This window comes from Pseudomonas japonica (assembly GCF_013522925.1).
Taxonomy (GTDB): Bacteria; Pseudomonadota; Gammaproteobacteria; order Pseudomonadales; family Pseudomonadaceae; genus Aquipseudomonas; species Aquipseudomonas japonica_A.
On sequence record NZ_JAAMQU010000004.1, the window covers coordinates 161337 to 186722 of the forward strand.

General features: G+C 62.9%; 23 protein-coding genes, 1 tRNA gene and 1 pseudogene. 11 read left to right on the plus strand and 14 right to left on the minus strand.

Annotation, left to right across the window (positions count from 1 at the left end; genetic code table 11):
- Window positions 1-93 precede the first annotated feature (93 nt).
- The 3 genes from G7016_RS07840 to fadB form a co-directional block, all read right to left on the minus strand.
- Window positions 94-345, minus strand: coding sequence for a DUF1653 domain-containing protein (locus tag G7016_RS07840; RefSeq protein WP_181112489.1), 252 nt, complete (start codon window positions 343-345; stop codon window positions 94-96).
- Window positions 346-419: 74 nt separating this feature from the next.
- Window positions 420-1595 carry an acetyl-CoA C-acyltransferase FadA gene (gene fadA, locus G7016_RS07845; protein WP_181112491.1) on the minus strand — a complete coding sequence of 392 codons (1176 nt, stop codon included), beginning with the start codon at window positions 1593-1595 and terminating at the stop codon, window positions 420-422.
- Between the two features lie 31 nt (window positions 1596-1626).
- The gene (gene fadB, locus G7016_RS07850) at window positions 1627-3774 is read right to left on the minus strand and encodes a fatty acid oxidation complex subunit alpha FadB (protein ID WP_181112493.1); all 2148 of its coding nucleotides are present in this window, start codon (window positions 3772-3774) and stop codon (window positions 1627-1629) included.
- Between the two features lie 609 nt (window positions 3775-4383).
- Here fadB and G7016_RS25795 point away from each other — a divergent pair.
- Window positions 4384-5070: pseudogene (locus tag G7016_RS25795) on the plus strand (cache domain-containing protein); the annotation flags it as partial.
- Window positions 5071-5193: 123 nt separating this feature from the next.
- On the plus strand, window positions 5194-5928 hold the full coding sequence (locus tag G7016_RS25800) for a methyl-accepting chemotaxis protein (protein ID WP_445674594.1): 735 nt from the start codon (window positions 5194-5196) through the stop codon (window positions 5926-5928).
- On the opposite strand, the gene G7016_RS07860 is transcribed toward G7016_RS25800, so the two are convergent.
- Entirely contained in the window at window positions 5925-6368 is a 444-nt protein-coding gene (locus G7016_RS07860) for a hypothetical protein (RefSeq protein ID WP_181112497.1), read from the minus strand. The genes G7016_RS25800 and G7016_RS07860 overlap by 4 nt on opposite strands.
- Window positions 6369-6479: 111 nt before the next feature.
- On the opposite strand from G7016_RS07860, the gene G7016_RS07865 reads away from it, so the two are divergent.
- Window positions 6480-6935 carry a universal stress protein gene (locus G7016_RS07865; protein ID WP_181112499.1) on the plus strand — a complete coding sequence of 152 codons (456 nt, stop codon included), beginning with the start codon at window positions 6480-6482 and terminating at the stop codon, window positions 6933-6935.
- Between the two features lie 50 nt (window positions 6936-6985).
- On the opposite strand, the gene G7016_RS07870 is transcribed toward G7016_RS07865, so the two are convergent.
- Window positions 6986-8908 (minus strand): ATP-binding cassette domain-containing protein, encoded by a 1923-nt coding sequence (locus G7016_RS07870; RefSeq protein WP_181112501.1) that lies wholly within the window; start codon window positions 8906-8908, stop codon window positions 6986-6988.
- Window positions 8909-9061: 153 nt separating this feature from the next.
- Here G7016_RS07870 and G7016_RS07875 point away from each other — a divergent pair, with 153 nt between their 5' ends.
- Window positions 9062-10996 carry a transglycosylase SLT domain-containing protein gene (locus tag G7016_RS07875; RefSeq protein WP_181112503.1) on the plus strand — a complete coding sequence of 645 codons (1935 nt, stop codon included), beginning with the start codon at window positions 9062-9064 and terminating at the stop codon, window positions 10994-10996.
- Between the two features lie 90 nt (window positions 10997-11086).
- On the opposite strand, the gene G7016_RS07880 is transcribed toward G7016_RS07875, so the two are convergent.
- A complete protein-coding gene (locus G7016_RS07880; RefSeq protein ID WP_181112505.1) occupies window positions 11087-11887 on the minus strand; it encodes an MOSC domain-containing protein in 801 nt (266 codons plus the stop codon).
- Window positions 11888-11945: 58 nt separating this feature from the next.
- Window positions 11946-12875 carry a chemotaxis protein CheV gene (locus G7016_RS07885; protein WP_181112507.1) on the minus strand — a complete coding sequence of 310 codons (930 nt, stop codon included), beginning with the start codon at window positions 12873-12875 and terminating at the stop codon, window positions 11946-11948.
- A 288-nt stretch (window positions 12876-13163) separates the two neighbouring features.
- Here G7016_RS07885 and G7016_RS07890 point away from each other — a divergent pair, with 288 nt between their 5' ends.
- The 3 genes from G7016_RS07890 to G7016_RS07900 all read left to right on the plus strand — a co-directional run bounded on the left by G7016_RS07890 (window position 13164) and on the right by G7016_RS07900 (window position 15186).
- The gene (locus G7016_RS07890; protein ID WP_181112509.1) at window positions 13164-13553 is read left to right on the plus strand and encodes a hypothetical protein; all 390 of its coding nucleotides are present in this window, start codon (window positions 13164-13166) and stop codon (window positions 13551-13553) included.
- An 83-nt stretch (window positions 13554-13636) separates the two neighbouring features.
- Window positions 13637-14533 (plus strand): sensor histidine kinase, encoded by an 897-nt coding sequence (locus tag G7016_RS07895; protein ID WP_181112511.1) that lies wholly within the window; start codon window positions 13637-13639, stop codon window positions 14531-14533.
- Complete coding sequence (locus G7016_RS07900; protein ID WP_181112513.1) at window positions 14530-15186, plus strand: response regulator; 657 nt, start codon at window positions 14530-14532, stop codon at window positions 15184-15186. Before G7016_RS07895 ends, G7016_RS07900 begins: the two co-directional genes overlap by 4 nt.
- Here the strand turns inward: G7016_RS07900 and yegS are convergent.
- The 3 genes from yegS to moaB all read right to left on the minus strand — a co-directional run bounded on the left by yegS (window position 15170) and on the right by moaB (window position 17892).
- Window positions 15170-16069: a lipid kinase YegS gene (gene yegS, locus G7016_RS07905; protein WP_181112515.1), complete on the minus strand. Its 900-nt coding sequence runs from the start codon at window positions 16067-16069 to the stop codon at window positions 15170-15172. The two genes, G7016_RS07900 and yegS, sit on opposite strands and share 17 nt — an antisense overlap.
- Window positions 16070-16148: 79 nt before the next feature.
- Complete coding sequence (locus G7016_RS07910; protein ID WP_375139685.1) at window positions 16149-17369, minus strand: molybdopterin molybdotransferase MoeA; 1221 nt, start codon at window positions 17367-17369, stop codon at window positions 16149-16151.
- Window positions 17353-17892, minus strand: coding sequence for a molybdenum cofactor biosynthesis protein B (gene moaB / locus G7016_RS07915; RefSeq protein WP_181112517.1), 540 nt, complete (start codon window positions 17890-17892; stop codon window positions 17353-17355). The genes G7016_RS07910 and moaB overlap by 17 nt, the downstream gene beginning before the upstream one ends.
- 89 nt (window positions 17893-17981) lie before the next feature.
- On the opposite strand from moaB, the gene mobA reads away from it, so the two are divergent.
- The 3 genes from mobA (at window position 17982) to G7016_RS07930 (ending at window position 19024) form a co-directional block, all read left to right on the plus strand.
- Window positions 17982-18569, plus strand: coding sequence for a molybdenum cofactor guanylyltransferase MobA (gene mobA / locus G7016_RS07920; protein WP_375139686.1), 588 nt, complete (start codon window positions 17982-17984; stop codon window positions 18567-18569).
- A 64-nt stretch (window positions 18570-18633) separates the two neighbouring features.
- Window positions 18634-18855 carry a YgdI/YgdR family lipoprotein gene (locus tag G7016_RS07925; protein ID WP_181112521.1) on the plus strand — a complete coding sequence of 74 codons (222 nt, stop codon included), beginning with the start codon at window positions 18634-18636 and terminating at the stop codon, window positions 18853-18855.
- A gap of 92 nt (window positions 18856-18947) precedes the next feature.
- A tRNA-Pro gene (locus G7016_RS07930) sits at window positions 18948-19024 on the plus strand.
- 178 nt (window positions 19025-19202) lie between these two features.
- On the opposite strand, the gene G7016_RS07935 is transcribed toward G7016_RS07930, so the two are convergent.
- Window positions 19203-19763 (minus strand): DUF924 family protein, encoded by a 561-nt coding sequence (locus G7016_RS07935; protein WP_181112523.1) that lies wholly within the window; start codon window positions 19761-19763, stop codon window positions 19203-19205.
- 132 nt (window positions 19764-19895) lie between these two features.
- On the opposite strand from G7016_RS07935, the gene chrA reads away from it, so the two are divergent.
- The gene (gene chrA, locus G7016_RS07940; RefSeq protein ID WP_181112525.1) at window positions 19896-21263 is read left to right on the plus strand and encodes a chromate efflux transporter; all 1368 of its coding nucleotides are present in this window, start codon (window positions 19896-19898) and stop codon (window positions 21261-21263) included.
- A 107-nt stretch (window positions 21264-21370) separates the two neighbouring features.
- Here chrA and G7016_RS07945 read toward each other — a convergent pair whose 3' ends face one another.
- From G7016_RS07945 to G7016_RS07955, 3 genes are all read right to left on the minus strand, one after another.
- A complete protein-coding gene (locus G7016_RS07945) occupies window positions 21371-24010 on the minus strand; it encodes a M10 family metallopeptidase C-terminal domain-containing protein (RefSeq protein WP_181112527.1) in 2640 nt (879 codons plus the stop codon).
- Window positions 24011-24131: 121 nt separating this feature from the next.
- Window positions 24132-24968 (minus strand): nickel/cobalt efflux transporter, encoded by an 837-nt coding sequence (locus G7016_RS07950; protein ID WP_181112529.1) that lies wholly within the window; start codon window positions 24966-24968, stop codon window positions 24132-24134.
- A gap of 8 nt (window positions 24969-24976) precedes the next feature.
- Window positions 24977-25270: a metal-sensing transcriptional repressor gene (locus G7016_RS07955; RefSeq protein WP_181112531.1), complete on the minus strand. Its 294-nt coding sequence runs from the start codon at window positions 25268-25270 to the stop codon at window positions 24977-24979.
- Window positions 25271-25386 lie beyond the last annotated feature (116 nt).

Sequence of the window (25386 nt, forward strand, 5' to 3'; positions counted from 1 at the left end):
TCGGAAGATTCCTAAAAACAGAAATTGAAGGCGGTGACGCCTTTCGAGGCCCCGCTATATATAGTGGCTACCGGGTGAGGTCAAGCGCAGTGCCTAAATGGCATCACTCGCGGCAGCGTCGAACAGGCTGGGTTCGGCACGCACCAAAGCAAAGCGCGGTACCTGCTCGCCGTCAACCTCGACAGACTCCAGGAACATCTCCAGCGGGCGTACCCACAGGCCATATTCGCCATAAAGCGCCTGGTAGCACACCACCTGCTGCTCGGTCTCGGAATGGCGCGCCACGCCGAATACACGGTACTCGGGGCCTTTGTAATGGCGATAGACGCCAGGTTGTAACAGCATATGCCGCCTCACTTCTTCAAACGCTGAAAAACAAAAACCGGGGCGCCTGGCCCCGGTCTTTGACACACGCAGGATCAGACGCGTTCGAACACCGTGGTGATGCCCTGGCCCAGACCGATACACATGGTGGCAACGCCGAGGGTGGCGCCCTTTTGCTTCATTACATTAAGCAGAGTGCCGGAAATACGGGCACCCGAGCAACCGAAAGGATGCCCCAAGGCAATCGCGCCGCCGTGCAGGTTCACCTTTTCGTCCATCTTGTCGAGCACCTTGAGGTCTTTCAGCACCGGCAATGCCTGCGCCGCAAAGGCTTCGTTAAGCTCGAAGCAGTCGATGTCCGCTACCGTCAGGCCGGCGCGCTTGAGGGCCTTCTGGGTAGCAGGCACAGGCCCGTAGCCCATGATCGACGGGTCGACACCGGCTACCGCCATCGAGCGGATCACCGCCATCGGCTGAAGGCCCAGGTCTTTCGCGCGCTGGGCCGACATCACGATCATGCACGAGGCACCGTCGGTGATCTGCGACGAAGTGCCCGCGGTCACGGTACCGCCTTTGGGGTTGAATGCCGGCTTGAGCGATGCCAGGCCTTCGAGCGTGGTTTCCGGGCGAATGGTTTCGTCGTAGTCGAAAACCTTCAGGAAGCCGTTCTCGTCATACCCCTCCATGGGGATGATTTCGTCCTTGAACAAGCCCTCGACTGTCGCCTTGTGCGCCAACTGGTGCGAACGCACACCAAAGGCATCCTGCTGCTCGCGGGTGATGCCGTGCATCTTGCCCAGCAATTCGGCCGTGAGGCCCATCATGCCGGCGGCTTTGGCCGCATGCAGCGACATATGGGGGTTCGGGTCCACGCCGTGCATCATGCTCACGTGGCCCATGTGCTCCACGCCGCCGATCACGAACACATCGCCGTTGCCGGTCTGGATGGCCTGGGCAGCGGTGTGCAGCGCGCTCATGGACGAACCGCACAGACGGCTCACGGTTTGCGCCGCCGACGTATGAGGAATGCGCGTCATCAACGATGCCATTCGCGCGATGTTCCAGCCTTGCTCGAGGGTCTGGTTCACACAGCCCCAGATCACGTCTTCGACTTCGTTGGGGTCTACACCCGGGTTACGCGCCAGCAACTGGTCGATCAGCAGCGCCGACATGTTCTCGGCGCGGGTATTGCGATGCATGCCGCCCTTGGAGCGGCCCATGGGTGTACGACCGAAGTCGACGATCACCACATCTCTTGGATTCAGGCTCATAGTGCAAAATCTCGCTCTGTTGTCGGGCGGCTCAACCGAAGAAACGCTGGCCGGTACGGGCCATTTCGCGCAGCTTCTCGGTGGGGTGGTACAGCGGGCCCAGCTCGGCGTAACGGTCGGCAATGGCTACGAATTCGGCCACGCCGATCGCGTCGATGTAACGCAGTGCGCCACCGCGGAAGGGAGGGAAGCCGATACCGTACACCAGGCCCATGTCCGCTTCGGCTGCGGTTTCGACGATGCCGTCTTCGAGGCAGCGAACCGTCTCCAGGCACAGCGGGATCATCATCCAGTTGATGATGTCTTCGTCGGTGACTTCGCGTTGCTCGTAAATGACCGGCTTGAGCACGTCCAGTACTGCGGCATCGGCCACTTTCTTCGGCTTGCCACGCTTGTCGGTCTCGTAGGCATAGAAGCCCTTGCCGTTCTTCTGACCCAGGCGGTTGGCCTCATACAGCGCGTCGATGGCGCTGCGACGGTCATCCTTCATGCGGTCCGGGAAGCCTTCGGCCATCACATCACGACCGTGGTGGCCGGTGTCGATGCCGACCACGTCCATCAGGTACGCAGGGCCCATGGGCCAGCCGAATTTTTCCATGACCTTGTCGATGCGCACGAAGTCTACGCCCGCGCTCACCAGCTTGGCGAAACCGCCGAAGTACGGGAACAGCACACGGTTGACCAAAAAGCCCGGGCAGTCGTTGACCACGATCGGGTTCTTGCCCATTTTCTTGGCATAGGCGACGGTGGTGGCCACCGCTTGCTCGCTGGACTTCTCGCCACGGATCACTTCCACCAGCGGCATCATGTGCACCGGGTTGAAGAAGTGCATGCCCACGAAGTTCTCGGGCCGCTTCAGGGCCTTGGCCAGCAGGCTGATGGAAATGGTGGAGGTGTTCGAAGCCAGAATGGCGTCGTCCTTCACGTGGTTTTCCACTTCGGCCAACACGGCTTGCTTGACCTTCGGGTTCTCGACCACGGCCTCGACCACGATGTCCACATGGCCAAAATCGCCATAGGACAGCGTGGGGCGAATGGCATTGAGGGCAACAGCCATCTTCGCGGGGGTCAGGCGGCCTTTTTCGACCTGCTTGCCCAACAGCTTGGAGGCTTCGTTGAGGCCCTGCTCGATACCCTTCTCATTGATGTCCTTCATCAGGATCGGGGTGCCTTTGTACGCCGACTGGTAGGCGATGCCCCCACCCATGATGCCAGCGCCCAATACAGCCGCCTGATTTACATCACGGGCCTGCTTGTCATACACCTTGGCCTTGCGCTTGAGCTCCTGATCGTTCAGGAACAGCCCGATCAGGCTTTCGGCGGCAGAGGTCTTGGCCATCTTCACGAAGCCGGCGGCTTCGATTTCCAAAGCCTTGTCGCGACCGAAGTTCGCGGCTTTCTGGATGGATTTGATCGCCTCTACCGGTGCCGGGTAGTTCGGCCCGGCCTGGCCAGCAACGAAGCCCTTGGCGGTTTCGAAAGCCATCATTTGCTCGATGGCATTCAGCTTGAGCTTTTCCAGCTTGGGCTGGCGACGAGCCAGATGGTCGATTTCGCCGGAGATAGCGCGCTTGAGCAAGTCCAGCGCGGCGGCCTGAAGCAGCTCAGGCGCAACCACCACGTCCACGGCGCCAACTTTCAGGGCGTCGTCCGGGCGCTGTTCCTTGCCTGAGGCAATCCATTCGATGGCGTTATCAGCGCCAATCAGGCGCGGCAGGCGAACGGTACCGCCAAAACCTGGGTAGATGCCCAGCTTCACTTCAGGCAAGCCGATCTTCGCCGCCGTGGACATCACGCGGAAGTCTGCCGCCAGGGCCATTTCCAGGCCGCCACCCAGGGCGATGCCGTTGATCGCGACCACGGTAGGGCATGCCAGGTCTTCAAAATCGCTGAAGATCCGGTTGACTTCGAGGTTTCCGGCGGTCAGCTCGGCTTCGGGCAACTTGAAGTTATCGACGAACTCGGTGATATCAGCGCCGACAATGAACACATCCTTGCCACTGGTAACCACCACGCCCTTGACCGACGCATCGGCCTTGAGCGCTTCCACCGCCTCGCGCAGCTCGCTGAGGGTAAGGCGGTTGAACTTGTTGACGGACTCACCCTTGAGGTCGAAATTCAGTTCGACGATGCCACTTTCAAGAGCCTTAACCGTGATGGCTTTACCTTCGTAAATCATCAACTGATCTCCAGGAATGGAAGCTAAACGTTACGCATTGGAGCAGCCCTGCGGCTTACCCGCCAACACGCGTTCGGACGCTGAAGCGATGGCAAACGCTCGATTCATACGCCCGTTTGATTCGGGTGTGCACACCTTCAGCGAAAACCCTTGGAATGTCAATCGCCCGAAAACGGGCCACTGTCGCGACCGCGCGGTCATTTTTTCTGAACAGCTTGAGCGTAGACAGCGGCACATATAGTGCCCTCTATGAAACGTGCCGCCCAAGCACAGCGCAGCGATGAATGGGCACGAATTCATGCCACGCATTGGCGCCAGAGGCGTATGATCGCGGCCATTCACCGGCCTGCCTGGCCTCGCCCGATCCTCGTGTCGGGCTTTTTATTGCCTGCCGTTCGGCGCCTTGCCCTCAAGTTCTTCGCCTGGCCGGCCGACATCCCGATACAGCTGGCCTCCCGGCCGCCATGTACGTCCTTACGCTTCGCTCCCCCCACACAACAACAATGCGGAGAAAGCCCCATGAAGGTGCTGCGCAACCTGTCCATCAGCCGCCGGCTGTGGCTTATCCTGCTGTTGGCCCTCGGCATGCTCGCCGCGCTTGGCCTGTTCATGCTCAAGCAAATTCATGACGATCTTTATCAAGCCAAGGCCCAGAAAACCATGCATGTGGTGCAAACCGCGGCAGGCTTGCTGGAATACTTCAACGGCCTGGAAAAGACCGGAGCGCTGACCCACGAAGCGGCCCAGCAGCAAGCCATCGCTGCGGTGCGCGGCCTGCGCTATGGAGGCGCGGATTATTTCTGGATCAATGACCTTCGCCCGGTGATGGTGATGCACCCCACCAATGCCAAGCTCGATGGTCAGGACCTTTCGGGCATTCGCGACCCTGATGGCTTTGCGGTATTCAACGAAATGGTGGCCGTGGCGAAGGCCAAGGGCGCTGGAATGGTGAATTACCGCTGGCCCAAACCAGGCGCCAGCGCGCCCGTGGCCAAAACCTCCTACGTACAGCTGTTCCAACCCTGGGGCTGGGTGATCGGCTCGGGCGTGTACGTGGACGACGTGGAGGCCGAATTCACCGCCCAAGTGGTCCGCGTGTTGATCGCGGCGGCGGTCATCGCGCTGATGATGGCCCTGGCCATTGTTGCCATCGCCCGCAGCATCGTCCATCCGCTGCGCGCCTCGGTCAGCGCAATGGCGAACATTGCCAGCGGGGACGGCGACCTCACCCGTGAACTCCACGCTGAAGGCAATGACGAAATTACCCAGCTAAGCGGCCATTTCAACGCATTCACGCGAAAAATGCGCGCAATGGTGGGATCGCTGCAGGCGTCGGCCGATGAGCTTGGCCGCTCGTCACAAGCGCTGGGCGGCAATGCCCTGGAAGCCCAGTCAAGCAGCTCGCGCCAATGCGTACAAATGGACCGGGTGGCCACCGCCATCGGCGAGGTCACCCATGGCGTTCAGGATGTTGCCCGTACCGCCGAGCACGCGGCCAGCGAAATGCGCAAGGCCGAAGCTCAGGCCCTCGACGGCCAGGCCAGTATCAGCGGTAGTGTTCAGCAGATCGACCAGCTTTGCGCCACCATCAACCAAGCCGTGGAGGTGATCCGCACCCTGGCGGCCGAAAGCACCGAGATAGGCGGTGTGCTGGACGTGATCAGTTCGATCGCCGAGCAAACCAACCTGCTGGCCTTGAACGCTGCCATCGAAGCCGCGCGGGCCGGGGATCAAGGCAGGGGGTTTGCCGTGGTAGCTGACGAAGTGCGCCTGCTTGCGCAGCGCACGCAAAAATCCACGGCCCAGATCCAGGCCATGACCGAGCGGCTGCGGCACCGCTCCGAAGCCGCAGTGAAGGTCATCAACGAAAGCAGCGAGGCGTCGCGCCTTACCATCGAGCAGGCCAGCGCCGCCGGCCGAAGCCTGGAGGCAGTGGTGCATGCCTTGCGCACGCTGAACCAACTCAACGCCTCCATCGCCAGTGCCACCCTGCAACAAAGCCACGTGGTGGAAGACATCAACCAGAATGTGGCCCAAGCTGCCGGGCTGTCCCAGGGGACCGCAGCGGCGGCGGAACAATCGAGCCGCACCAGCGTGGAGATGAAAACCCTCAGCGAGCAGTTGAACGGGGCGTTGCGCCAGTTCCGGATTTAGCGTGTGGCGAGCGTTCGCAGGGCCCGGTCGATAGCCTCTGCCTGGCCCTCCCCGCCACCCTCGCCCCACACTGCGCTGACCATTCGTCGCTGCGCTTCAACCTTCCACACATCGGCCGGCAGCAGGTTCAGCTGCTCCAGCAGGGCGGCGTCCGTGCACGGCTCGCGCCACTGGTTTACCCATTGGCCGGGCTCAGGCTGCCACCATGTCCAATCCGCGCCAACCGGCGAGGGCCGCGGCCGGTGATACTGTGCAGCAGGTGTAGGCAAGTGGGCCGGCATCCAGTGCGGCCACTGCTGCGGCGCCAACTGCATGCCCAGGCCCAGCGCGCGGGCCTTCATGCGACACGCCATGCGACCGCTCTGTTTGCGTGAGGGGCGTAGCCAGGCCAGGGGGCTTAAAATCACCGCCAGGATTGACACCACTATCCAGACCGTCATAGAACTCTCCCCGCGATTTACAAACAACCCCTTGGAGAATGCGCCACTACCTATGCATTCCCCATGAAAGGGCCATAATCAAGCTAATACTTCTGTCTGGAGCACCACGCCATGTCCTACCAACATATCCTCGTAGCCGTGGATCTGACCGAGGAATGCGACCCGGTCATCAAACGCGCCCGCGCCCTTGCAGAAGCCACTGGCGCGAAGCTGTCGCTGGTTCATATCGTGGAACCCATGGCAATGGCCTTCGGCGGCGACGTGCCCATGGACCTTTCCCAGCTGCAGCAGCAGCAATTCGATCAGGCCAAGGAGCGCATGCGCACCCTGCGCGGCAAATATCCGGATGTTTCCGAGGAATTCTGCCACCTGACCTACGGCCAGCCGCGCCAGGAAATCCACAAGCTGGCCAAGGACAAGGGCTACGACCTGATTATCGTGGGTAGCCATGGCCGCCATGGCCTGGGCCTGCTGCTGGGCTCAACCTCCAACGACGTCCTCCACGGCGCGCCGTGTGACGTGCTGGCGGTGCGACTGGATCGAGTGAAAGCCGAAAAGGCCGTTTGACGGCCACATTCCGCGATCAGGCGCCTACCGACGCCTGATCGCGGAGCCCCTTACTCGTCCAGCTCGGCCCAGCGCTCTAGCAGCGCATCATGGCGAGCTTGCAGGCTATCCAGGCTGGCGAGCACGGCGGTGGTTTCCGCAGCCGGGCGCTGGTAAAAGCCCGGCGATCCGATCTGCGCTTGCACGGCCGCCATCTGCGACTCGATATCTTCGATCTGCCCCGGCAAGGCTTCGAGCTCGCGCTGCACCTTGTAACTGAGCTTCTTTTTGGCAGGTGCAGGTGCAGGTGCAGGTGCAGGCGCTGGCGCTGCTGGCGCGGGGCTGGCTGACGCCACAGGCTCCGCTTTCTGCGCCTTGGCTTCCTTCACGCCCAGCAACTTGGCCGAGCCGCCCTGGCGAATCCAGTCCTGATAGCCGCCCACGTATTCCCGCACCTGGCCATCGCCCTCGAACACCAGGGTGCTGGTGACCACGTTATCCAGGAATGCCCGGTCGTGGCTGACCATGAGTACGGTGCCCTTGAACGCCGAGAGCACCTCCTCGAGCAGCTCGAGGGTTTCTACGTCCAGGTCGTTGGTGGGTTCGTCCAGCACCAGCAGGTTGGCCGGCTTGCTGAACAGCTTGGCCAGCAACAGGCGGGCACGTTCGCCACCGGACAGCGCCTTCACTGGGGTACGCGCCCGCTGAGGGCTGAACAGGAAGTCGCCCAGGTAGCTGAGCACGTGGCGGCTCTGGCCGTCGATCTCGATGAAATCCCGACCTTCGGCCAGGTTGTCGATCACGGTTTTTTCCAGGTCCAGCTGCATGCGCAGCTGGTCGAAGTAGGCCACTTCCAGGCGTGTGCCCTGCTCTACCGAGCCCGCGGTGGGCTGAAGGTCGCCCAGCATCAGCTTGAGCAGCGTGGTTTTCCCGGTGCCGTTGGCGCCCAGCAGGCCGATACGGTCCTCGCGCTGCAGCACCATGGAGAAATCCTTGACCAGCAACGGCCCGCCGGGGTGCGCGTAGCTGACGTTCTCCAGCACAATCACCTGCTTGCCGGACTTGTCCGCCACATCCAGCTGGATGTTGGCCTTGCCTTGGCGCTCGCGGCGCTCGCCCCGCTCCGAACGCAATGCCTTCAGTGCGCGTACGCGACCTTCGTTGCGGGTACGCCGGGCCTTGATGCCCTGACGGATCCATACTTCTTCCTGCGCCAGCCGCTTGTCGAACAGCGCGTTGGCGGTCTCCTCGGCGGCAAGTTCGGCTTCCTTGTGCACCAGGAAGCTGGCGTAGTCGCCGTTCCAGTCGATCATGTGGCCGCGGTCCAGCTCCAGGATGCGCGTGGCCAGGTTTTGCAGGAAGGCCCGGTCGTGGGTGATGAACAGCACGGCCCCGCCGAAGCCGGCAAGGGCTTCCTCGAGCCAGGCGATGGCGCCGATGTCCAGGTGGTTGGTGGGTTCGTCGAGCAACAGCAGGTCTGGCTCGGACACCAGCGCCTGAGCCAGCAACACGCGGCGGCGCCAGCCACCGGACAGCTCGGCGAGGGTTTTGTCGGCCGGCAGTTGCAGGCGGCTCAAGGTACTGTCCACCAGTTGCTGCAGGCGCCAGCCATCGCGGGCTTCGAGCTCTTGCTGAACGTGCATGAGCGCGTCCAGGTCGGCGTCGCTGACGATGTTCTGGCTCAGGTGGTGGTACTGAGCCAGCAATTCGCCTACCCCCGCCAGCCCCTCGGCCACCACGTCGAACACGGTGCGGTCGTCGGCACGCGGCAGTTCCTGGGGAAGCTCGCCGATTTTCAGCCCTGGCGCGCGCCAGATGTCACCGTCGTCGGGCTTCTGGTCGCCGCGTACCAGCCGCAGCATGCTGGACTTGCCAGTGCCGTTGCGGCCGATGATGCAGACCCGCTCGCCGCGGGCGATCTGCCAGGAAACCTTGTCGAGCAACGGCATGGCGCCGTAGGCGAGGGAAACATCGCTCAGTTTGAGCAGGGTCATGGGATTCTCCGGAAAAGCCGGCGCGTATTCTACCTTATGTACCGCCCTGGCACAGCAAACGCCGGCCGCATATCGCGAAACACTTGGCGCGCTTCCGAGGGAAGGGCCAACAGGCTAAGCTAGCCGCCAATCTGTACGCTTCCCGGAAGTCTCATGCGCAGTCGACTGTCCCGCCTCGTTGCCGCCGTGTTGCTTGGCGCCCTGTTCCTCATACCCGCGGCCCATGCTGGCGACCTGGCGCTCCAGCGGCAGTACTACGATCAGGCGAAGGCGGCTCTGGCCAAGGGCAACAGCGCGCCCTACTTCCAGTACAAGCCCATGCTGGTGGACTACCCACTCGAGCCCTACCTGGCGTACGACGAACTCACCGCCCGCCTGCCTGGCGCCAGCAACGAAGAGGTAGAAGGGTTCATCGCCGCTCACGGCGATCTGCCGCAGATCAACTGGCTCAAGCTGCGCTGGCTGCGCATGCTGGCCGAGCGTGGAGACTGGCCCACCTTCGTTCGCTACTACGACACCAAACTCAATTTCACCGAACTGGACTGCCTCTATGGGCAGTACCAGCTTACCCGCCCAGACCTGCGCGCCGAAGGCTACGCCAATGCCGAACGCCTGTGGCTGAGCGGCAAGGACCGCCCCGCCGCCTGCGACCCGCTGTTCGGCCGCTGGGCCGCCGAGGGCCAGCTTACCGAGCACAAACGCTGGCAGCGGGTACGCCTGGCCGCACAAGCACGCAATTATCCTCTGGCGACCAGCCTGGTTGATGGCCTGGTGACACTGCAGGCACAAGGCAGGCGCCTGATGGATGTCGCACGCAACCCGGAACTGCTCGATCAGCCCGGGCTGTTCCAGCCGGCCGACGAGGCCATGGCCGATGCCGTAGGCCTTGGGTTGCGCCGCCTGGCCAAGCAAAACCCCGACAAGGCGTTGGGGCTGCTGGATTCCTATGCGGCCACCATGCACTTCTCGGCCGAGGAAAAGGTCGCCATCGCCAAGGACATCGGCCTGGGCCTGGCCCGCAGCTATGACAGCCGCGCGCTGGAGCTGATGACCCGCTACGACCCGGACCTGCGTGACGACACGGTAAGCGAATGGCGGCTACGCCTGCTGCTGCGCCTCGGCCGCTGGCAAGAGGCCTACGAACTTACCCGCCGCTTGCCCGCCAGCCTCGCCCAGACCAACCGCTGGAAGTACTGGGAGGCCCGGGCACTGGAACTGGCCCGGCCAAACGACCCGCAGGTGCCTGTCCTGTACAAGGCAGTGGCGAAGGAGAGGGACTTCTACGGCTTCCTGGCAGCCGACCGCGCGCAGGTCCCGTACCAGCTGACCAACCGCCCCCTGCCGCTGACCCAGGCGCAGATGAACAGCGTGCGCAATGCCCCGGGTATTCGCCGTGCGCTGGAGCTGTATCAGCGCGGTCAGATCGTCGATGGCCGGCGCGAGTGGTACTACGTGTCGCGCCACTTCGATCGCGATCAAATGGTTGCCCAGGCAAAGCTTGCGTATGACATGGGCTGGTACTTCCCGGCCATCCGCACCATCAGCCTGGCACAGTACTGGGACGACCTGAACATCCGCTTCCCCATGGCGCACCGTGATGCATTGCTTCGCGAGGCCCGGCTGCGAGGGCTGCACGCCAGCTGGGTATTTGCGATCACCCGCCAGGAAAGCGCGTTCATGGACGACGCCCGTTCCTCCGTTGGCGCCATGGGGCTGATGCAGCTGATGCCAGCCACGGCGAAGGAAACGGCGCGCAAGTTCAGCATTCCATTGGCTTCACCGCAGCAGGTGATCGACCCGGACAAGAATATTCAGCTAGGTGCCGCCTACCTGAGCGTGGTGCACGGTCAGTTCAACGGTAACCGCGTACTGGCTTCCGCTGCCTACAACGCCGGCGCCGGCCGCGTGCGTCAATGGCTCAGAGGGGCCAACCACTTGAGCTTCGATGTATGGGTCGAGTCCATCCCGTTCGACGAAACCCGCCAGTACGTGCAGAACGTGCTGTCCTACGCGGTGATCTACGGTGCGAAGCTGAACACGCCACAGCCTATCGTCGACTGGCACGAGCGGTTCTTCGACGATATCTGATGCCCTGATGGGCCTACAGGTGGAACAAAACGCCGCGTAGCAGCCCGCCTTGGCGGCGACCGGCCCGTAAGGGCCGCTGCTTCAGGGCATCTAGGAAGCGGTCACTTCCATCCCCACCTCCAGCACACCCTCGCCTTCGGCAATCAGGTTTTGCCCGAACATGATCCCGCCTTCGCGCATGCGATAGCCCTTGAGGGTATTCAGCGGCTCGCGGTCGCTGTCGCGTTGCTGGCTGGTGGGATCAATGGTGGTGAGAATGCAGCGGGCGCAGGGCGAGGCCACGCGAAAGTCCACGGTACCAATGCGAAGGCGGGTCCAGCCGTCCTCGGCAAGGGCCTCGGCACCGTCAATGACGAGGTTGGGGCGGAAACGCAACATGGCCATCGGCCGGCCCACACGGCTGGACAGGTCGTCCACCGAGGCCTGATTGATCAGCAGCAGCGGAAAACCGTCGGCGAAGGCCACACGATCTTCCGGCAGCCCATCGCCTGCACCCAATGGCCGGGCGCGATGTTCGGGAACATACACCAGCCGAGTGGGTTTGCCGATCAGCTCGCTTGCCCACTGGGCGGCGGCGTCACCGGCGTCCGGAACCCTTAGCGTATCCTTCCAGATCACTATGCCCCGCAGGCCTGCATCCGCTGGCGGCACGGGTACGGAAAGGGATTGGAGGCCGGGCGCGCTGAGCTCCAGCCCGCCATCGGCGTTGTACAAGGCCGAGAGGTGGCCCAGCACCGGCAAGGTTCGCTGGGTAAGGAAACGGCCGCTGGCCTCCTCCACCAGCATCCAGCGGCGATCGCCCAGCAGCCCTAATGCGCCAACCGGAGAAGCCGGCAGGCTTTCCCCCAGGCCGGATTTGACAGGAAATCGGTACAGAGCGGTAAGGCGCATGGCAGGGCATCCAGGTCCAGGGTGCCCTAGCTTAAACCAACGCGCTCACCGCTTCGACTCAGCCGAGTTCCATTTCCAGCCGCTGACGTACCACTTCCACCAACCGGTCGGGCTGGAACTTGGACAGGAAGTTGTCGCAGCCCACTTTCTTTACCATGGACTCGTTGAAGCTACCCGACAACGACGTGTGCAACACAACGTAAAGCTCACGCAGGCGAGGGTCTTGCCGAATCTCGGTGGTAAGGCGATAGCCATCCATCTCGGGCATCTCGGCATCGGTGAAGATCATCAGCAGCTTGCTGCACACGTCTTCGCCGGCGTCCGCCCACTTCTGCAGCATGCGCAGCGCCTTCAAGCCATCGCTGGCAACGTGCAGCACGCAACCGAGCTGCGACAGCGTATCGCGCAATTGCGAGAGGGCCACGGTCGAGTCATCGACCAGAAGGATCTCACGGCCGCGCGCATTGGCGAGCATGGCATCTTCGAGCTTCTCGCGGGATACCTTGGCGTTGTAAGGCACGATTTCGGCAAGCACCTTTTCCACGTCGATGACTTCTACCAGCTTGTCCTCCACGCGGGTGATGGCGGTGAGGTAATGCTGGCGACCGGCGCTGCTGGGCGGCGGAAGGATGGATTCCCAGTTCATGTTGATGATGCGGTCAACGCCGCCCACCAGGAAGGCCTGTACCGAGCGGTTGTACTCGGTAACGATAATGGTGCTGTCCGGGCCAGGCTGCAGCGGGCGCATGCCAATGGCTTGGGACAGGTCGATGACCGGCAGGGTTTGCCCACGGAGGTTGACCACGCCGCACACAAAGGGATGGCGCTGGGGCATGAGGGTCAGCTTGGGCAGCTGCAGCACTTCCTGCACCTTGAATACGTTGATTGCGAACAGCTGACGGCCCGCCAAACGAAACATGAGAATTTCAAGGCGGTTTTCACCCACGAGTTGGGTGCGCTGATCGACGCTATCGAGAATACCAGCCATGAAAGTCCCCGGCGGTTGGATAAAGGCATATGTGGGCTATCGGCGCTGGGTAAGCGAACTTGAGTTCGTGGCGCGCCCATCCGTCCGTATTTGATATCACTTTAGCATCATGCTTTACTGTTCCTTGCTTACGGGTATCGGTGACATCGGGGAAACCCTTAGGAACCCTCCGGGCCAACCTGATATTCGAAACAGTCAATAGACATTACCGTGGCGCCATTCTCGTTCATGAATGGAGTTCGCCCATGTCGAGCCTGTTGCCTACACCCGCCCTGGGTGCGACCCGTCATGTTTAGCCTCTGCGTAGAAGCGGAAGGGCTTACCACCAGGCTGATCGACTGCATCGATCATCTGCGCGCCTTTCCCAACGATCAGGATGCCTGCACAGCGCTGCAGCGAGCGCTGGAGCAGTTGGCAAGCGGCGCCGCCGAAACCCAGGGGCCTATTGCTGCCTTCGCCCGCGCACTGGCGGCGTTCCTCGCGCGCGACCGCGCCGAGCTGTGCCTGAGAGGCGACGCCTTGCTGGCGCTCAAGCAATGCGTGGACCTGCTGAGCTGGCAGGTGGAGCTGAACGACCCGCGCCACGGCCTGGCGATGGATTGCAGCGAGCAACGCGAACTTCTGGCCACGCTGGCAGGCTGCTGCCCGCCGGATCGTACGCACGCCCCGTTGGCCTGAAGGCCTATAAAACAGGGACCGAACGCCTGGGAGGTGCTACCATGCGCCCCCTCAAGGCCTTGCGCCTGTGACCTCCTTCTACCATGCCTGCCACTACGCCCACATCCGCCCTTGCGCGCGGGCCATGGAGCCTGCCCCTCGTTCGCCGCCTGGTCCTGGCCGGCGGGGCCATTGCCTGCATGACCATCGACGGTTACGCCTGGGCTACCGCCATGCCTTTCGGCACCGGCCTGTTGATGGCCAACCTGGCCTTTATCCTCCTACTGTCCGCATTGGCATGGGCCGGCATTCAGGCCGACGGCGCCATTTCGATGCGCCCGGAAGAGCTCGCCGGTCACATCACCCTGGCCCGGGAGGGCGAACGGGAGCGGCTCGGGCGCGAACTTCATGATGATATCGGCCAACTGCTCACGGCCGCCCGCTTGCAGCTGGACTGGCTCGGCCGTCGCACACCTGCCAGCCTGGTCGTACCCCTTGCGACGTTGCGCGAAACGCTGGCGGAATCCTTGAACAAGGTCCGCAATGTCTCAGCCCTCCTCAGCCCTCAACAGCTTGCGATGCTCGGCCTGGAAGGGAGCCTGCGGCAACACTTGTGCAAGGCGCTGGCCGGTACCGGCCTGAGCTGGAGCCTCGAATGCCGGCAACGGTTGGACGGCCTGCCGGAAGCCATGAGCGTGGCCGCCTTCCGCATTGTGCAGGAAGGTGTCACCAACCTGCTGCGGCATGCGGGCGCAAGCAACCTGTGGATCGACATCGCCCGGGCGCCGCATGGGCTGGTGGTACGTATCACCGATGACGGCGAGGGTTTCGACACCCTGGCGGTGCCGCCCGGGCGCGGGTTATCGGGCATGGCCGAACGGGCACAGGCGTTACGCGGCCATGTGAAAGTGGTAAGCGCACCGGGGAGCGGAACCCGTATCGAGGCGCTATTGCCCTGGCCAGACCGCGCCACGCGCCGCGCGGCGAGGGCCGGGGCGTGAGTTGCAGGCTGGTGCTGGTCGACGACCATGCGCTCATTCGCGCGGGGGTTCGCGCACTCGTGGCGGACATACCTGGCTATTGCGTGGTTGGCGAAGCCGGTGACGGCTGGCAGCTGACCGAGCTGGTACGGCGCAGCCAGGCGGATATCGTATTGCTCGACCTGTCCATGCGCGGTGTCGGTGGCCTGGATGCGCTGCGCCAACTACGCCGCAGCGGCGTACCTTGCCGGGTGCTAGTACTCTCGATGCACCATGATTCGGAACTGATACTTCACGCCTTGCAGGCTGGCGCGGATGGCTATCTGCTCAAGGACGCCACCGCCAATGAACTGGAGCAGGCGCTACAGGCTATCCGCCATGGCACGCGCTATCTCAGCCCCGGGGTAACGCATGCCGTCATTGACCAGGCCTTGGTGGCCCATCGCACTGATCGCCCGCCGCTTACGCGCCATCCGCTCACCGCCCGGCAGATGGAAATACTGCGCCTGATCGTAAGGGGCACGTCCACCCGAGATATCGCCAACGGCCTTGGCCTGAGCATCAAGACGGTGGAAACCCACCGCGCCCAGGTAATGAAGCGCTTGCAGATCTTCGACGTGGCGGGCCTTGTGCTTTATGCCGTGCGCGAACGGATCATCAGCCCGGATGACTGAGCAACGGGCAGTCGGCGGGTAAATGCAGGTGTACCGCACCCGGGCGCGCCGCGAAGCGCAGGTCGGTGCCCTGCAGCGGTTCGCCATCGAGGTTGATGTCCAGGCCTTGGGCACTCTGTATTTCCACCCAAGGCAAGCGTGCCCGCACAAACAGGCTATCCAGGCCCAAGCCACCCGCCAGCAGCTCCTTCAAGGTAGACACCACTTCGGTCGGCGCCGGGAGGATACTCACGTCCAACAGGCCGTCATCCGCTACTGCCTCGGGGCACAGCACATGCCCGCCGCCTGCCTGGCGACCGTTGCCGATGCCCAATGCCAACAGCTCCCCTTCCCAGTGAAAGTCCGGGCCGTGAAGCACGCCAGTGGCCGCGCGTAGTTCGCTGAAGCGAGTGAGGCCTGTAAACAGATAGGCCGCGCCCCCGAGCACCTTCTTGAGGTCTTCGGAGGTATTGGCCGTGACCTGGCTGCCAAAGCCGCCCGTGGCCATGTTCAGGAACAACTGGCCGCCCACCTCGCCCAGGTCCACCGGGCGGGCGGGCTGATCGAGCAACGCCAACGCACCCTGTGGGTCCAGCGGTACACCGGCGGCACGGGCGAAGTCGTTGGCCGTGCCCAGTGGCAGCAGCGCAAGGCTTGCGTGAGTCTGGGCAAGCCCAATCGCTTCGGCCACGTCGCGTAAGGTGCCGTCGCCACCGCCCGCGATCAGAGTGGTGTACCCCGCAGCCAGCCCCTCCTGCACCAGTCGGGCAGCATCGCCACCTTCCCACGTGAGGCGCACAGCGATGTGCCAACCCTGCTCGCGACGAGCGGTTACCGCCGCGCGAACATCCTCGTTCAACGCTTGTTTGCCATGCAGGATCAGCCAAGCCTTGCGCGTTTGCATTCGTTCTCCCCCTTGCCGAATCGGCCACTGGGCATGTGACCACGGCAAGGCAGAAAAAGCGCAGTCCGGCGGCTGATTTTCAGGCCAACAGGTCGCTCATGGGGATAAATGCAACAGGGTCCCCCTCCGCGATGGCGCTCCCCTCGGGTACTTCTACCAGCCCATCGGCCCAGGCGGCGCTGCGCAACACGCCTGAGCTCTGGTTGGGATAGAGCCGCGCCCGCCCGCCTTCGAGCCTGGCCCGCAGGAATTCCCGGCGGCTACCGGCAGGCCAGGTAAAACCGGCAACGGCGTCATAGCGCCGTGGCAGCACCCGCTCACCGCCCATTCGCCGCAGCAGGTAAGGCCTTGCCAGCAATGCGAAGGTCACCAAGGTAGACGCGGGGTTGCCCGGCAACCCGATCACCACCGTGCCCTGGTACTGGCCGACAGTCAGCGGCTTGCCCGGCTTGATGGCGAGCTTCCACATGGCCAGCTCTCCGGCTTCGCGCAAGGCCTGGCCGAGGAAATCCGCCTCACCCACCGACACACCGCCGGTGGTGAGGATCAGGTCGGCCTGCTTCAGGCTGCCCAGCACCTGGCGAGTCAAGGCAAGGTCGTCGCTGACGATGCCCGCGTCGATCACTTCACACCCGCTGCGCTCCAGCCAGCTGCACAGCAACTGGCGATTGCTGTTGTAGATCTGCCCCGGCTGCAGAGGCTGGCCAGGCGGTACCAGTTCATCCCCCGTCGACAGCACCGCTACCCGAGGTTTACGGCGCACCGTGAGCTCGGCAATGCCCAGCGTTGCGGCCAGGCCCAGCTCGATAGGCCCTAGCCGGGTGCCGGCGCTCAATACTTGCTCACCCGCGCTGCACTCCTGGCCCTTGGGCCGCACGTTCAGGCCCGGGCGCAGGGGCGCGGTAAAGCGGACGCGCCCGTTGGCGCCCACTTCGGCATTTTCCTGCATCTGTACGCAGTCCGCGCCGTCGGGCAGCGGCGCTCCGGTGAAGATACGGGCGCAGGTGCCGGGCTGCAGCGGCCCGGGCGCGTGGCCAGCGAAGATGCGCTGGCTGACTTCCAGCGGTTCGCCCGCCCAGTCGGCGCAGGCCAGGGCATACCCGTCCATGGCGCTGTTCGGCCAGGGCGGCAGGTCGCTCAGGGCGCATAAGGGCTCGGCCAGCATCCGGCCATCAGCGTGGGCCAACGGCACTACTTCCGTTTCCGGCAAGGGGGCGGCATCGGCCATTGCCAACAGCCGTTGGGTGGCCTCGGCCAGCGGCATCAGGCCGCCATCCGAGCGCTCAACCACGGCTTTCACAAGGCTCCGCCTGCTTCAGGTGTGGCACGAAGTTGCAGGGGCGGTGCCGGTTATCCAGCTGTTCAGCCAGGATACCGTCCCAGCCGGTGCGGCAGGCGTTGGTTGAGCCCGGCAGGCAGCACACCAAGGTGCCATTGGCCAAGCCAGCCAGCGCACGGGACTGCACGGTGGACGTGCCGATATCGGCCACGGATATCTGCCGGAACAGCTCGCCGAAGCCATCGATATGTTTGTCCAGCAGGCAACCCACGGCCTCGGGGGTGCTGTCGCGCCCGGTAAAGCCCGTGCCGCCGGTGATCAGTACCACTTGCACTTCATCATCGGCAATCCAGGTGGCGACCTGGGCGCGGATCTTGTAAAGGTCGTCCTTGAGCAACACCCGCGCCGCCAAGCGGTGGCCTGCATCCTTGAGCCGGTCCACGAAGAGCTGGCCGGAGGTGTCTGTTTCCCGGGTGCGGGTATCACTGACAGTAAGTACCGCAATATTGAGCGGGACGAAAAGGGCGTCGGCCTTGGCGTTCATTGGCACGTTCCAGTTGTTGAAGAAAACGCTGGGTGTTATATCACAACGCCTTTCCTTCCTCCCGCAGACCCGCCATGCCGACAAACCCGATGCCTCAACCACCCGCTTCGGTCTTGTTGCTGGCCGGTGGTCAGGGCGCACGGATGGGTGGGCAGGACAAAGGCCTGGTGGAATGGCAAGGCTTGCCCATGATTGCCCATGTGCAGCGCCAGGCAAGAAGCCTAACCGACGACCTGATCATTTCCTGCAACCGCAACGCCGAGCGCTATGCCCTGTACGCTGACCGGCTGGCGGCCGACAACGAAGCGGGATTTCCCGGGCCCATGGCTGGGCTGCGCGCCGGGCTTGCAATGGCCAGGCATAAGCGGGTGCTGGTACTGCCCTGTGACGTGCCGGGCATCGATACCGCGCTGCTTCTGGCCATGCTGGCTGCTCAGGCTCAAGCCCCTGAAGCGCCGCTGATCGTGCGTCAGGGCGGTGCCTGGGAGCCGCTTATCTGCGTTCTGCCGCGCACCGCTCTGGATGCTTTCGATACAGCATGGGCCAGCGGCGAACGCAGCCCTAGGCGGGTAATGCTGGCGCTGCATCCAACCCCTTTGGATTGCCCGGAAAATGATCCGCGGCTGCGTAATTTCAATACCCCGGCCACGCTTGAATACAGCGGCAGGGAACGTTGAGGAACTTGCGCGATAGCGTTGCGTCTTAGGAGGGTCAACAAGAAACCTCTTCCGGAGACACGAAATGTCCAACAGGATCCTTCCCGCTGTTTTGCTCGCTGCAGGCCTGGCCGCGCTGGCGGGATGCTCCACCCCTACCGTCATCACCTTGAACGACGGCCGCGAAATCCAGGCGGTTGATACGCCCAAGTACGACGACGACACCGGTTTCTATGAAATCGAGCAACTCGACGGCAAGCAGACTCGCGTAAACAAGGACCAGGTTCGCACCGTCAAGGAGCTGTAACCCGGGCCGCTCAGCGGCTTGCTCTGGCGGTATAAGTTGCAGTGTATCAAGGGGTTGCAGACGTCGCCGAGCGGCGATATGCTTCCCCTCATCGGAGTGTAGCGCAGCCAGGTAGCGCGTCTCGTTCGGGACGAGAAGGCCGCAGGTTCGAATCCTGTCTCTCCGACCAAATTGCTCTTTCGAGCTGTTTCCAACAGTCTACGAAACCTCCTGCAAAGCCCGCCTCGTGCGGGCTTTGTGGTTTCTGGCGTATCGATATCGACGCGCTGCGCGCCCTTTTCCGAGCAGAGCTCGTCAAGTTCAGCGCCTAGCCATGCTTCGCTATCAGCGCGGCTATTGTATGAGCTTCACCCCGCAAAGCCCCCCTCTCTCAAAAACGCCTCTTCCTCCAAGGTGCTCACCCTACCCAGCACCGTATTTCGATGCGCAAACCTCCCGAACCGGTCAATGATCCGGGCATGCTCCTGCGCCCACTTGAAGTCGTTCGGCTCGAGTTCACGGTTGAGCCGCACAGACCTTTCCTGATCCACCGGGTTTTCGGAGTGTTCAAACGGTAGATAGCAAAACATCCGCAACCCGCGCTCCACTTCCTGGTCCATCCCCGCCGCTATCATCTGATCGGCATAGAAACGCGCAAGGGAATCGGTGGCGAACATATGCGCCGTTCCACGAAAGGCATTGCGGGGGTATTGGTCCAGCAAAATGAGCAATGCCAGGGCGCCATCGGCAGTGCGCATCCATGGGTCCAGCTCACGCCGCGCGGCCATGAAATGCAGGTCGTAAAAGGTGTGGCGAAAGGTAGTATCGAAGGCCGCGTTTTTCTTGAACCACTTCCTGGGCCCGGCCTGCTTCCAGAAGGCAACCACCGTGTCTGCCGTTTGCGGAACACCGCCGTGCTGATCAGCCACTTGTCACCCTCCTCCAAGCCAGCGCCTATGATGGGTTGCGGGAAAACATTCCCAGGGATGATAACCTGCCGAGCGCGGCAAGCACTGTGTTCCATAGCGTTCTGGCTAAGCTCCAGGGAGGCGACAAGGCGGATGGATAAGCAGCGTTCGGGCGACACTTCGCAAAGCCTTGCCCCGCCAGCCCCCATAACGATCACCCAGGCCCTGTGGTTCTGGCTCAAGCTGGGGTTTATCAGCTTCGGCGGGCCGGCGGGGCAGATTTCGATCATGCACCAAGAGCTGGTGGAACGCCGGCGCTGGATCTCGGAGAAGCGGTTCCTCCATGCCTTGAGCTACTGCATGTTGCTGCCAGGGCCGGAAGCACAGCAATTGGCGACCTACATCGGCTGGCTGATGCACCGTAGCTGGGGCGGTGTGATCGCCGGCGGGCTGTTCGTGCTGCCGTCGCTGTTCATCCTCATCGCGCTGTCCTGGGTGTATATCGCCTTTGGCGACGTGCCGCTGGTGGCCGGGTTGTTCTATGGCCTAAAACCCGCCGTCACCGCCATCGTGGTGCATTCGGCCTACCGGATCGGCTCCCGGGCACTAAGAAACGGCTGGCTGTGGGCGATGGCAGCGGCGTCGCTCGTGGCGACCTTTGCCTTCAACGTGCCATTCCCGCTCATCGTGCTCGCGGCCGCGGTGCTGGGCTATGCCGGGGGGCGGCTGGCGCCCGCGCACTTCACCATCGGGGGCCACGGCGGCGGGAAGAACACGTATGGCCCGGCGCTGATCGACGACCACACCCACACCCCCCAACATGCCACGTTCCAATGGCGTCGCCTGCTTGGGCTAGCCGTCATCGGTGGGGTGTTGTGGGCTTTACCCATGGGCGTGCTGACGGCGGTGTTCGGCTGGGGCGGTACGCTGACGCAGATGGGCTGGTTCTTTACCAAGGCGGCGCTGTTGACCTTCGGCGGCGCCTACGCGGTGCTGCCCTATGTGTACCAGGGCGCGGTGGGGCACTACGGCTGGCTGTCGCCGACACAAATGATCGACGGCCTGGCGCTGGGCGAAACCACCCCGGGGCCGCTGATCATGGTGGTGGCGTTCGTAGGCTTCGTCGGCGGTTATCTGCGGCCCATGTTCGGCGAAGAACATGCGTTTCTCGCGGGCGCGCTGGCTGCGAGCCTGGTCACCTGGTTTACCTTCCTGCCCTCGTTCCTGTTCATTCTGGCAGGCGGCCCGCTGGTCGAGGCCACGCATAACGAACTGAAATTCACGGCACCGCTTACCGGCATCACCGCCGCCGTGGTGGGCGTGATTCTCAATCTGGCGATCTTCTTTGCCTACCACGTACTGTGGCCCAAGGGCCTGGAAGGCGAGCTGGATTGGCCGTCACTGGTTATTGGCGCCGGCGCCGCCCTCGCCCTCTTCCGCTACAAACGCAGCGTGATCCAGGTGCTGCTGGCCTGCGGCGTGCTGGGCCTGCTTGTGTACATCGCTCGCCTTGGGGCGTAGCGGCTTGCGCATCGCCCAGCCAGCACCGTGATCGGTTCGCCTATCAGCGGCACCCGGCTAACTAGCAAGCACCAGTACCGACTTTTCTTCAACTTGGCACGCATGGGTCAAGCAATGTGCGCCTGATCAACATGCGCCACTCCGAGAATGGCAACATCACCGCCTTGAACCTCAACCGGCGCAGCCGCCGTCGGGGCAAACACGAAGTTCCCGGCCGTAAGGGTTTCCCTGAAATCGCCCGCCAGCGCCACTTCGAACTTAAGGCCGTCGCTGTCAGCCTCGTTAGACTGGACGTAGGTGCGGTCGGTGGTGGCGCTATAGGACAGCTTCAAGGTGCCGTTATTGCCGTCGCCGAGCCCAGTAAAGCCCAGTGCGGATACGTCGATACGGTCTGCCGATACCAGGAAGTCGCTGGACAGAACGTCACCGATCAGATCGGCGGCGCCATGGTAGCTGTCGCTGACCTTCTGGTACACGAAGGTGTCGGCACCGCTTTCGCCATGCAACTGATCGGAACCGCCACCGCCAACCAGCACATCGTCGCCGGCGCCGCCCCACAGGGCATCGAAGTTGTCACTGCCCAACAGGCGTTCATCCAGAGGGCTGCCGGAGGAGCCCGAGACAGGCGCCCACTCGCGCTCGACGTTGGGATCGGGCGTGGAGGGTGCAAAGGTGAAAGCGTCAGCGGTGGTGCCTCGGCCATCGTTCAGAAAGCCCGTGAGCAGCGTGAGGGCGAAGCGATTTCCCGCAGCATCGGCGTCAAGGGATTCGATCGTGGTCAACCCGGTGTCATTGTCATAAGACCAGGTCAACGTGCCATTGTGGCCGTTGCCAATACCTGTGAAGCCTAAGGCCGAAACGTCGATGAGGTCGCCTTGCCCTTGGCTGAAGTCCGTCAGCAGGTCGACGTGGCGGGTACCGTCGGTGTCGTTCACATAGCTGTCGCTCAGTGCCTTGTAAACGAAGGTGTCGTGCCCGTCTCCACCTGTCAGCCGGTCGGCGCCGGCATCACCTTCCAAGCGGTCGTCGCCCGAGCCACCGCCAAGGGTATCGTCCCCCGCTCGCCCTACCAGCAATGCGCCGCCCTCACGTGTGGTGGTGAATGTGTCGGCATGGCTGCTGCCGTCCCAACGGCCGTAGAAGTTAGCGTCGGTGAGGCTGCCCCGGTAGTCGCCGCTGAGCGCCAGCTTGAAGCGGTAGCCATCGGCGTCGGCGTCCAGGCTTTGCAGGTAGGTGGTGTCGTTGCTGCTGTCATAGCTGAGCAACAAGGTGCCGTTATGGCCATCCCCCAGCCCTTTCAGGCGAAGTGCCGTGAGGTCCAGCTGATCGTGAGCCGAGTCGAAATCCAGGATGCGATCATGGGTAGTGCCGGCGGCACTGGCGTAGCTGTCCTGCCGGCGGGCATACACGAACACATCGTCGCCGGCACCCCCGGTAAGGCGGTCTGCGCCCTGGCCGCCGTCCAGCACATCGTCGCCAGCACCGCCCACTAACACGTCGCGGCCGCGCCCCGCGTGCATCACTTCCGCGCTCGGCGTACCCACAAGGTGGTCGGCGCCATCGCTGCCCACGAACGTAAACGTGGTTTTTTGCGAATACGTGGTCACATGATCAAGGTCACTGACTACCTGCCCTTGTTGCGTATTACTGATGACGTTGCCGTAGAACGGGCGGTAATAGGAGCCTTCGGCGGCATAGCGATCCTCCAGCCCGTAGGTCGATAGGTCGCTGCCGACAATGACGTTGTCGACCAGGTCGTAGTTTTTGTCCGCGGCGTAGGTTTGCCCTTCAGCGTTGGTAAAGGTATCCACAAGGATCTCGGCGGCGGCACCACCCTGCGCATTGTCGTGAATGTAGTTCTGGTAAACCGCCGCATAGTCGGTGCCGAGCAGGGCAATGCCTTGCTTGCCGTTGTCATAGACCTCGGTATGGCTTACACCAATGCCTTGGAACCCCTGAAGCTGAATGCCAGCACCACCGTTGCCATACACCGTGCCTCCAACGATGCCGCCTTGGACATACAGATGCTGCGATGCCACACCCGTCAGCAAGATACCGTTGCCAGCGTTGTCGTAAGCGTCGTTGCTCGAGAACGTAAAGGGGCTGAAGTTACCGGAGCCCGCGACCATATCGAACCCGTCACCACCATTACCGTAGGCCTTGTTGTCGGTGAACGTAATGTCGTCAGGGCGCACCGGCTCAACCTTGAACTCGGTGGCAAAGCCATCGCCGTCGTTGTCATGCGCCAGGCTATCGAACACCTGCGAGTACGTAGTGAGCGCCTGGGCGCGTAGCCCGTCGCCACTGAAGTTCTGCATTTCCACACCAGCAATGGTGAGCCCGGTGGTATGCGCTGTGTCACCGGTCGCGCTACCGGTAACGATGCCGTCAACCGTCCCGCTGGTGTTGGCCTTGTTGCCGTCCAGGGTGAGGTTGCTGATGGTCGCGTTCGAAGTATTGGCGTTGGCTACGGTATGGATCAGCCCCGCCACATCGGCGCTGGAATCGTCAGCCAGCTTGAGCGTGGTGAGGCCTAGGCGTTCACCGTTGAGCACAACGTTGCTTTTGAGGGTCAGGCAACCGCCATCGCTATTCGGGCCGCTGACGATGTAGGTACCCTCTGGCAGATACACTTCGCCGCCACCCGCTTTCGCTGCGGCGTTGATAGCCGCCTGGATGGCTGCAGTATCGTCGCTCACACCGTCGCCCTTGGCGCCGTAGTCCAACACATTAAACGTCGTCGCCATGGTAGCGGGGTTCCTTGAATACTTGAGGTAGGAAGGGCGACCGCTCGACTACGGGCTGAACGGAACAGGGCCGGGATCCAGAAACTGAGTGGGCAACCCCTGAAAAAGTTCAGGCCACGCCTCAGGCGCTGAGCCCAACCCAGGCATGAAGCCCCATGTACACCCCCACGGCAATCATGACGATGCTGGACAGGTAGGGTGCGCGCCGGGCGACCGCTCCCAGCCATGGCCAGTGGTTGGACGCGTGCCTGGCGCCTACCGCGGCAGCGCTGCCTACCGCAACGAGGGTGAGCGCCAGCCCGATGCTGAAGCACAGCACCAGCATGCCGCCCAGCGCGACTTCCTTCACCTGCAGGCACAGCAGCAGTACGGTAATGGCCGCCGGACAAGGGATCAGCCCACCGGTAAGGCCAAACAGGACAATCTGGGCCGTGGTGACTTCGCGGTTGGTGAATCGCTTGCGGATGTCATCAGCGTGGGCACGCTCATGAGCGTCCTGGTAGCCGTTTTCGTTCAAAGCCAGCGGCTCGTGGTCATGGTCATGGTCATGGTCATGGTCATGGTCATGGTCATGATGGTGATGATCATCGCCGTGGCCATGCCTGAACGCCCTTTCGCCTCGCCAGGTACGCCATAGCATCCACGAGGCGATGGCGATAATCAGCACCGCCGAGGCCAGCTGGAACCAGGGCTCGGTGGCCTCGGCATCCAGGCCTTGCCCCAGATACATGCCGCCAATCGCCACCAGCCATACCACCAGGGTGTGGGAAATCGTCGCGGCAAGCCCCAGCAGCACCGCCTGCTTCACAGTGCCGCGGATCGCGACAATAAAGGCCGCCATCATGGTTTTGGAATGACCCGGTTCCAGCCCATGAAGCGCGCCAAGGAGGATAGCGCTGGGAAAATACAGCCAGGCGTGGGCACCGCCCTGCTGGAGGAGTTGTGCAAGATTGGGCATGGGAAAACCTAGAGGTATTTGGTGATTTGCTTGAATTCGTCGAGCGGTGCGCGCTCGCCGCGCTCGAGGGCGCTGACGGTGTCTTCGAGGCAGTGATCGATGTGGTCCTGGATCAAGGTGCGTTTTGCTTGGCACACCGCTTTCTCGACGGCATGCAGCTGCTGGGCGATGTCTACGCAGGGCCGCCCTTCTTCGATCATGGCAATGATGCTGCGCAAATGGCCATCCGCTCGCTTGAGCCGTTTCACGATGGCCTCGTGGGTTTGATGGGGGTGTGCATGCGATGAATCGTGAGCGCTCATGGTGGGAGTCTACGTAAATGTTCTGACGCGCAGCCTATCCCCCCCGGGGGGATACCGCAACATGTTCATAGCTCGGACGTCCAAGGGCGCGCTCGGGAAACGGTACAATGCCGCCC

Coding starts and splice junctions, on each gene's coding strand:
- G7016_RS07840 (WP_181112489.1), bottom strand. CDS start 345: ATGCTGTTACAACCTGGCGTCTATCGCCATTACAAAGGCCCCGAGTAC.
- fadA (WP_181112491.1), bottom strand. CDS start 1,595: ATGAGCCTGAATCCAAGAGATGTGGTGATCGTCGACTTCGGTCGTACA.
- fadB (WP_181112493.1), bottom strand. CDS start 3,774: ATGATTTACGAAGGTAAAGCCATCACGGTTAAGGCTCTTGAAAGTGGC.
- G7016_RS25800 (WP_445674594.1), top strand. CDS start 5,194: ATGGACCGGGTGGCCACCGCCATCGGCGAGGTCACCCATGGCGTTCAG.
- G7016_RS07860 (WP_181112497.1), bottom strand. CDS start 6,368: ATGACGGTCTGGATAGTGGTGTCAATCCTGGCGGTGATTTTAAGCCCC.
- G7016_RS07865 (WP_181112499.1), top strand. CDS start 6,480: ATGTCCTACCAACATATCCTCGTAGCCGTGGATCTGACCGAGGAATGC.
- G7016_RS07870 (WP_181112501.1), bottom strand. CDS start 8,908: ATGACCCTGCTCAAACTGAGCGATGTTTCCCTCGCCTACGGCGCCATG.
- G7016_RS07875 (WP_181112503.1), top strand. CDS start 9,062: ATGCGCAGTCGACTGTCCCGCCTCGTTGCCGCCGTGTTGCTTGGCGCC.
- G7016_RS07880 (WP_181112505.1), bottom strand. CDS start 11,887: ATGCGCCTTACCGCTCTGTACCGATTTCCTGTCAAATCCGGCCTGGGG.
- G7016_RS07885 (WP_181112507.1), bottom strand. CDS start 12,875: ATGGCTGGTATTCTCGATAGCGTCGATCAGCGCACCCAACTCGTGGGT.
- G7016_RS07890 (WP_181112509.1), top strand. CDS start 13,164: ATGTTTAGCCTCTGCGTAGAAGCGGAAGGGCTTACCACCAGGCTGATC.
- G7016_RS07895 (WP_181112511.1), top strand. CDS start 13,637: ATGCCTGCCACTACGCCCACATCCGCCCTTGCGCGCGGGCCATGGAGC.
- yegS (WP_181112515.1), bottom strand. CDS start 16,069: ATGCAAACGCGCAAGGCTTGGCTGATCCTGCATGGCAAACAAGCGTTG.
- moaB (WP_181112517.1), bottom strand. CDS start 17,892: ATGAACGCCAAGGCCGACGCCCTTTTCGTCCCGCTCAATATTGCGGTA.
- mobA (WP_375139686.1), top strand. CDS start 17,982: ATGCCTCAACCACCCGCTTCGGTCTTGTTGCTGGCCGGTGGTCAGGGC.
- G7016_RS07925 (WP_181112521.1), top strand. CDS start 18,634: ATGTCCAACAGGATCCTTCCCGCTGTTTTGCTCGCTGCAGGCCTGGCC.
- chrA (WP_181112525.1), top strand. CDS start 19,896: ATGGATAAGCAGCGTTCGGGCGACACTTCGCAAAGCCTTGCCCCGCCA.
- G7016_RS07945 (WP_181112527.1), bottom strand. CDS start 24,010: ATGGCGACGACGTTTAATGTGTTGGACTACGGCGCCAAGGGCGACGGT.
- G7016_RS07950 (WP_181112529.1), bottom strand. CDS start 24,968: ATGCCCAATCTTGCACAACTCCTCCAGCAGGGCGGTGCCCACGCCTGG.
- G7016_RS07955 (WP_181112531.1), bottom strand. CDS start 25,270: ATGAGCGCTCACGATTCATCGCATGCACACCCCCATCAAACCCACGAG.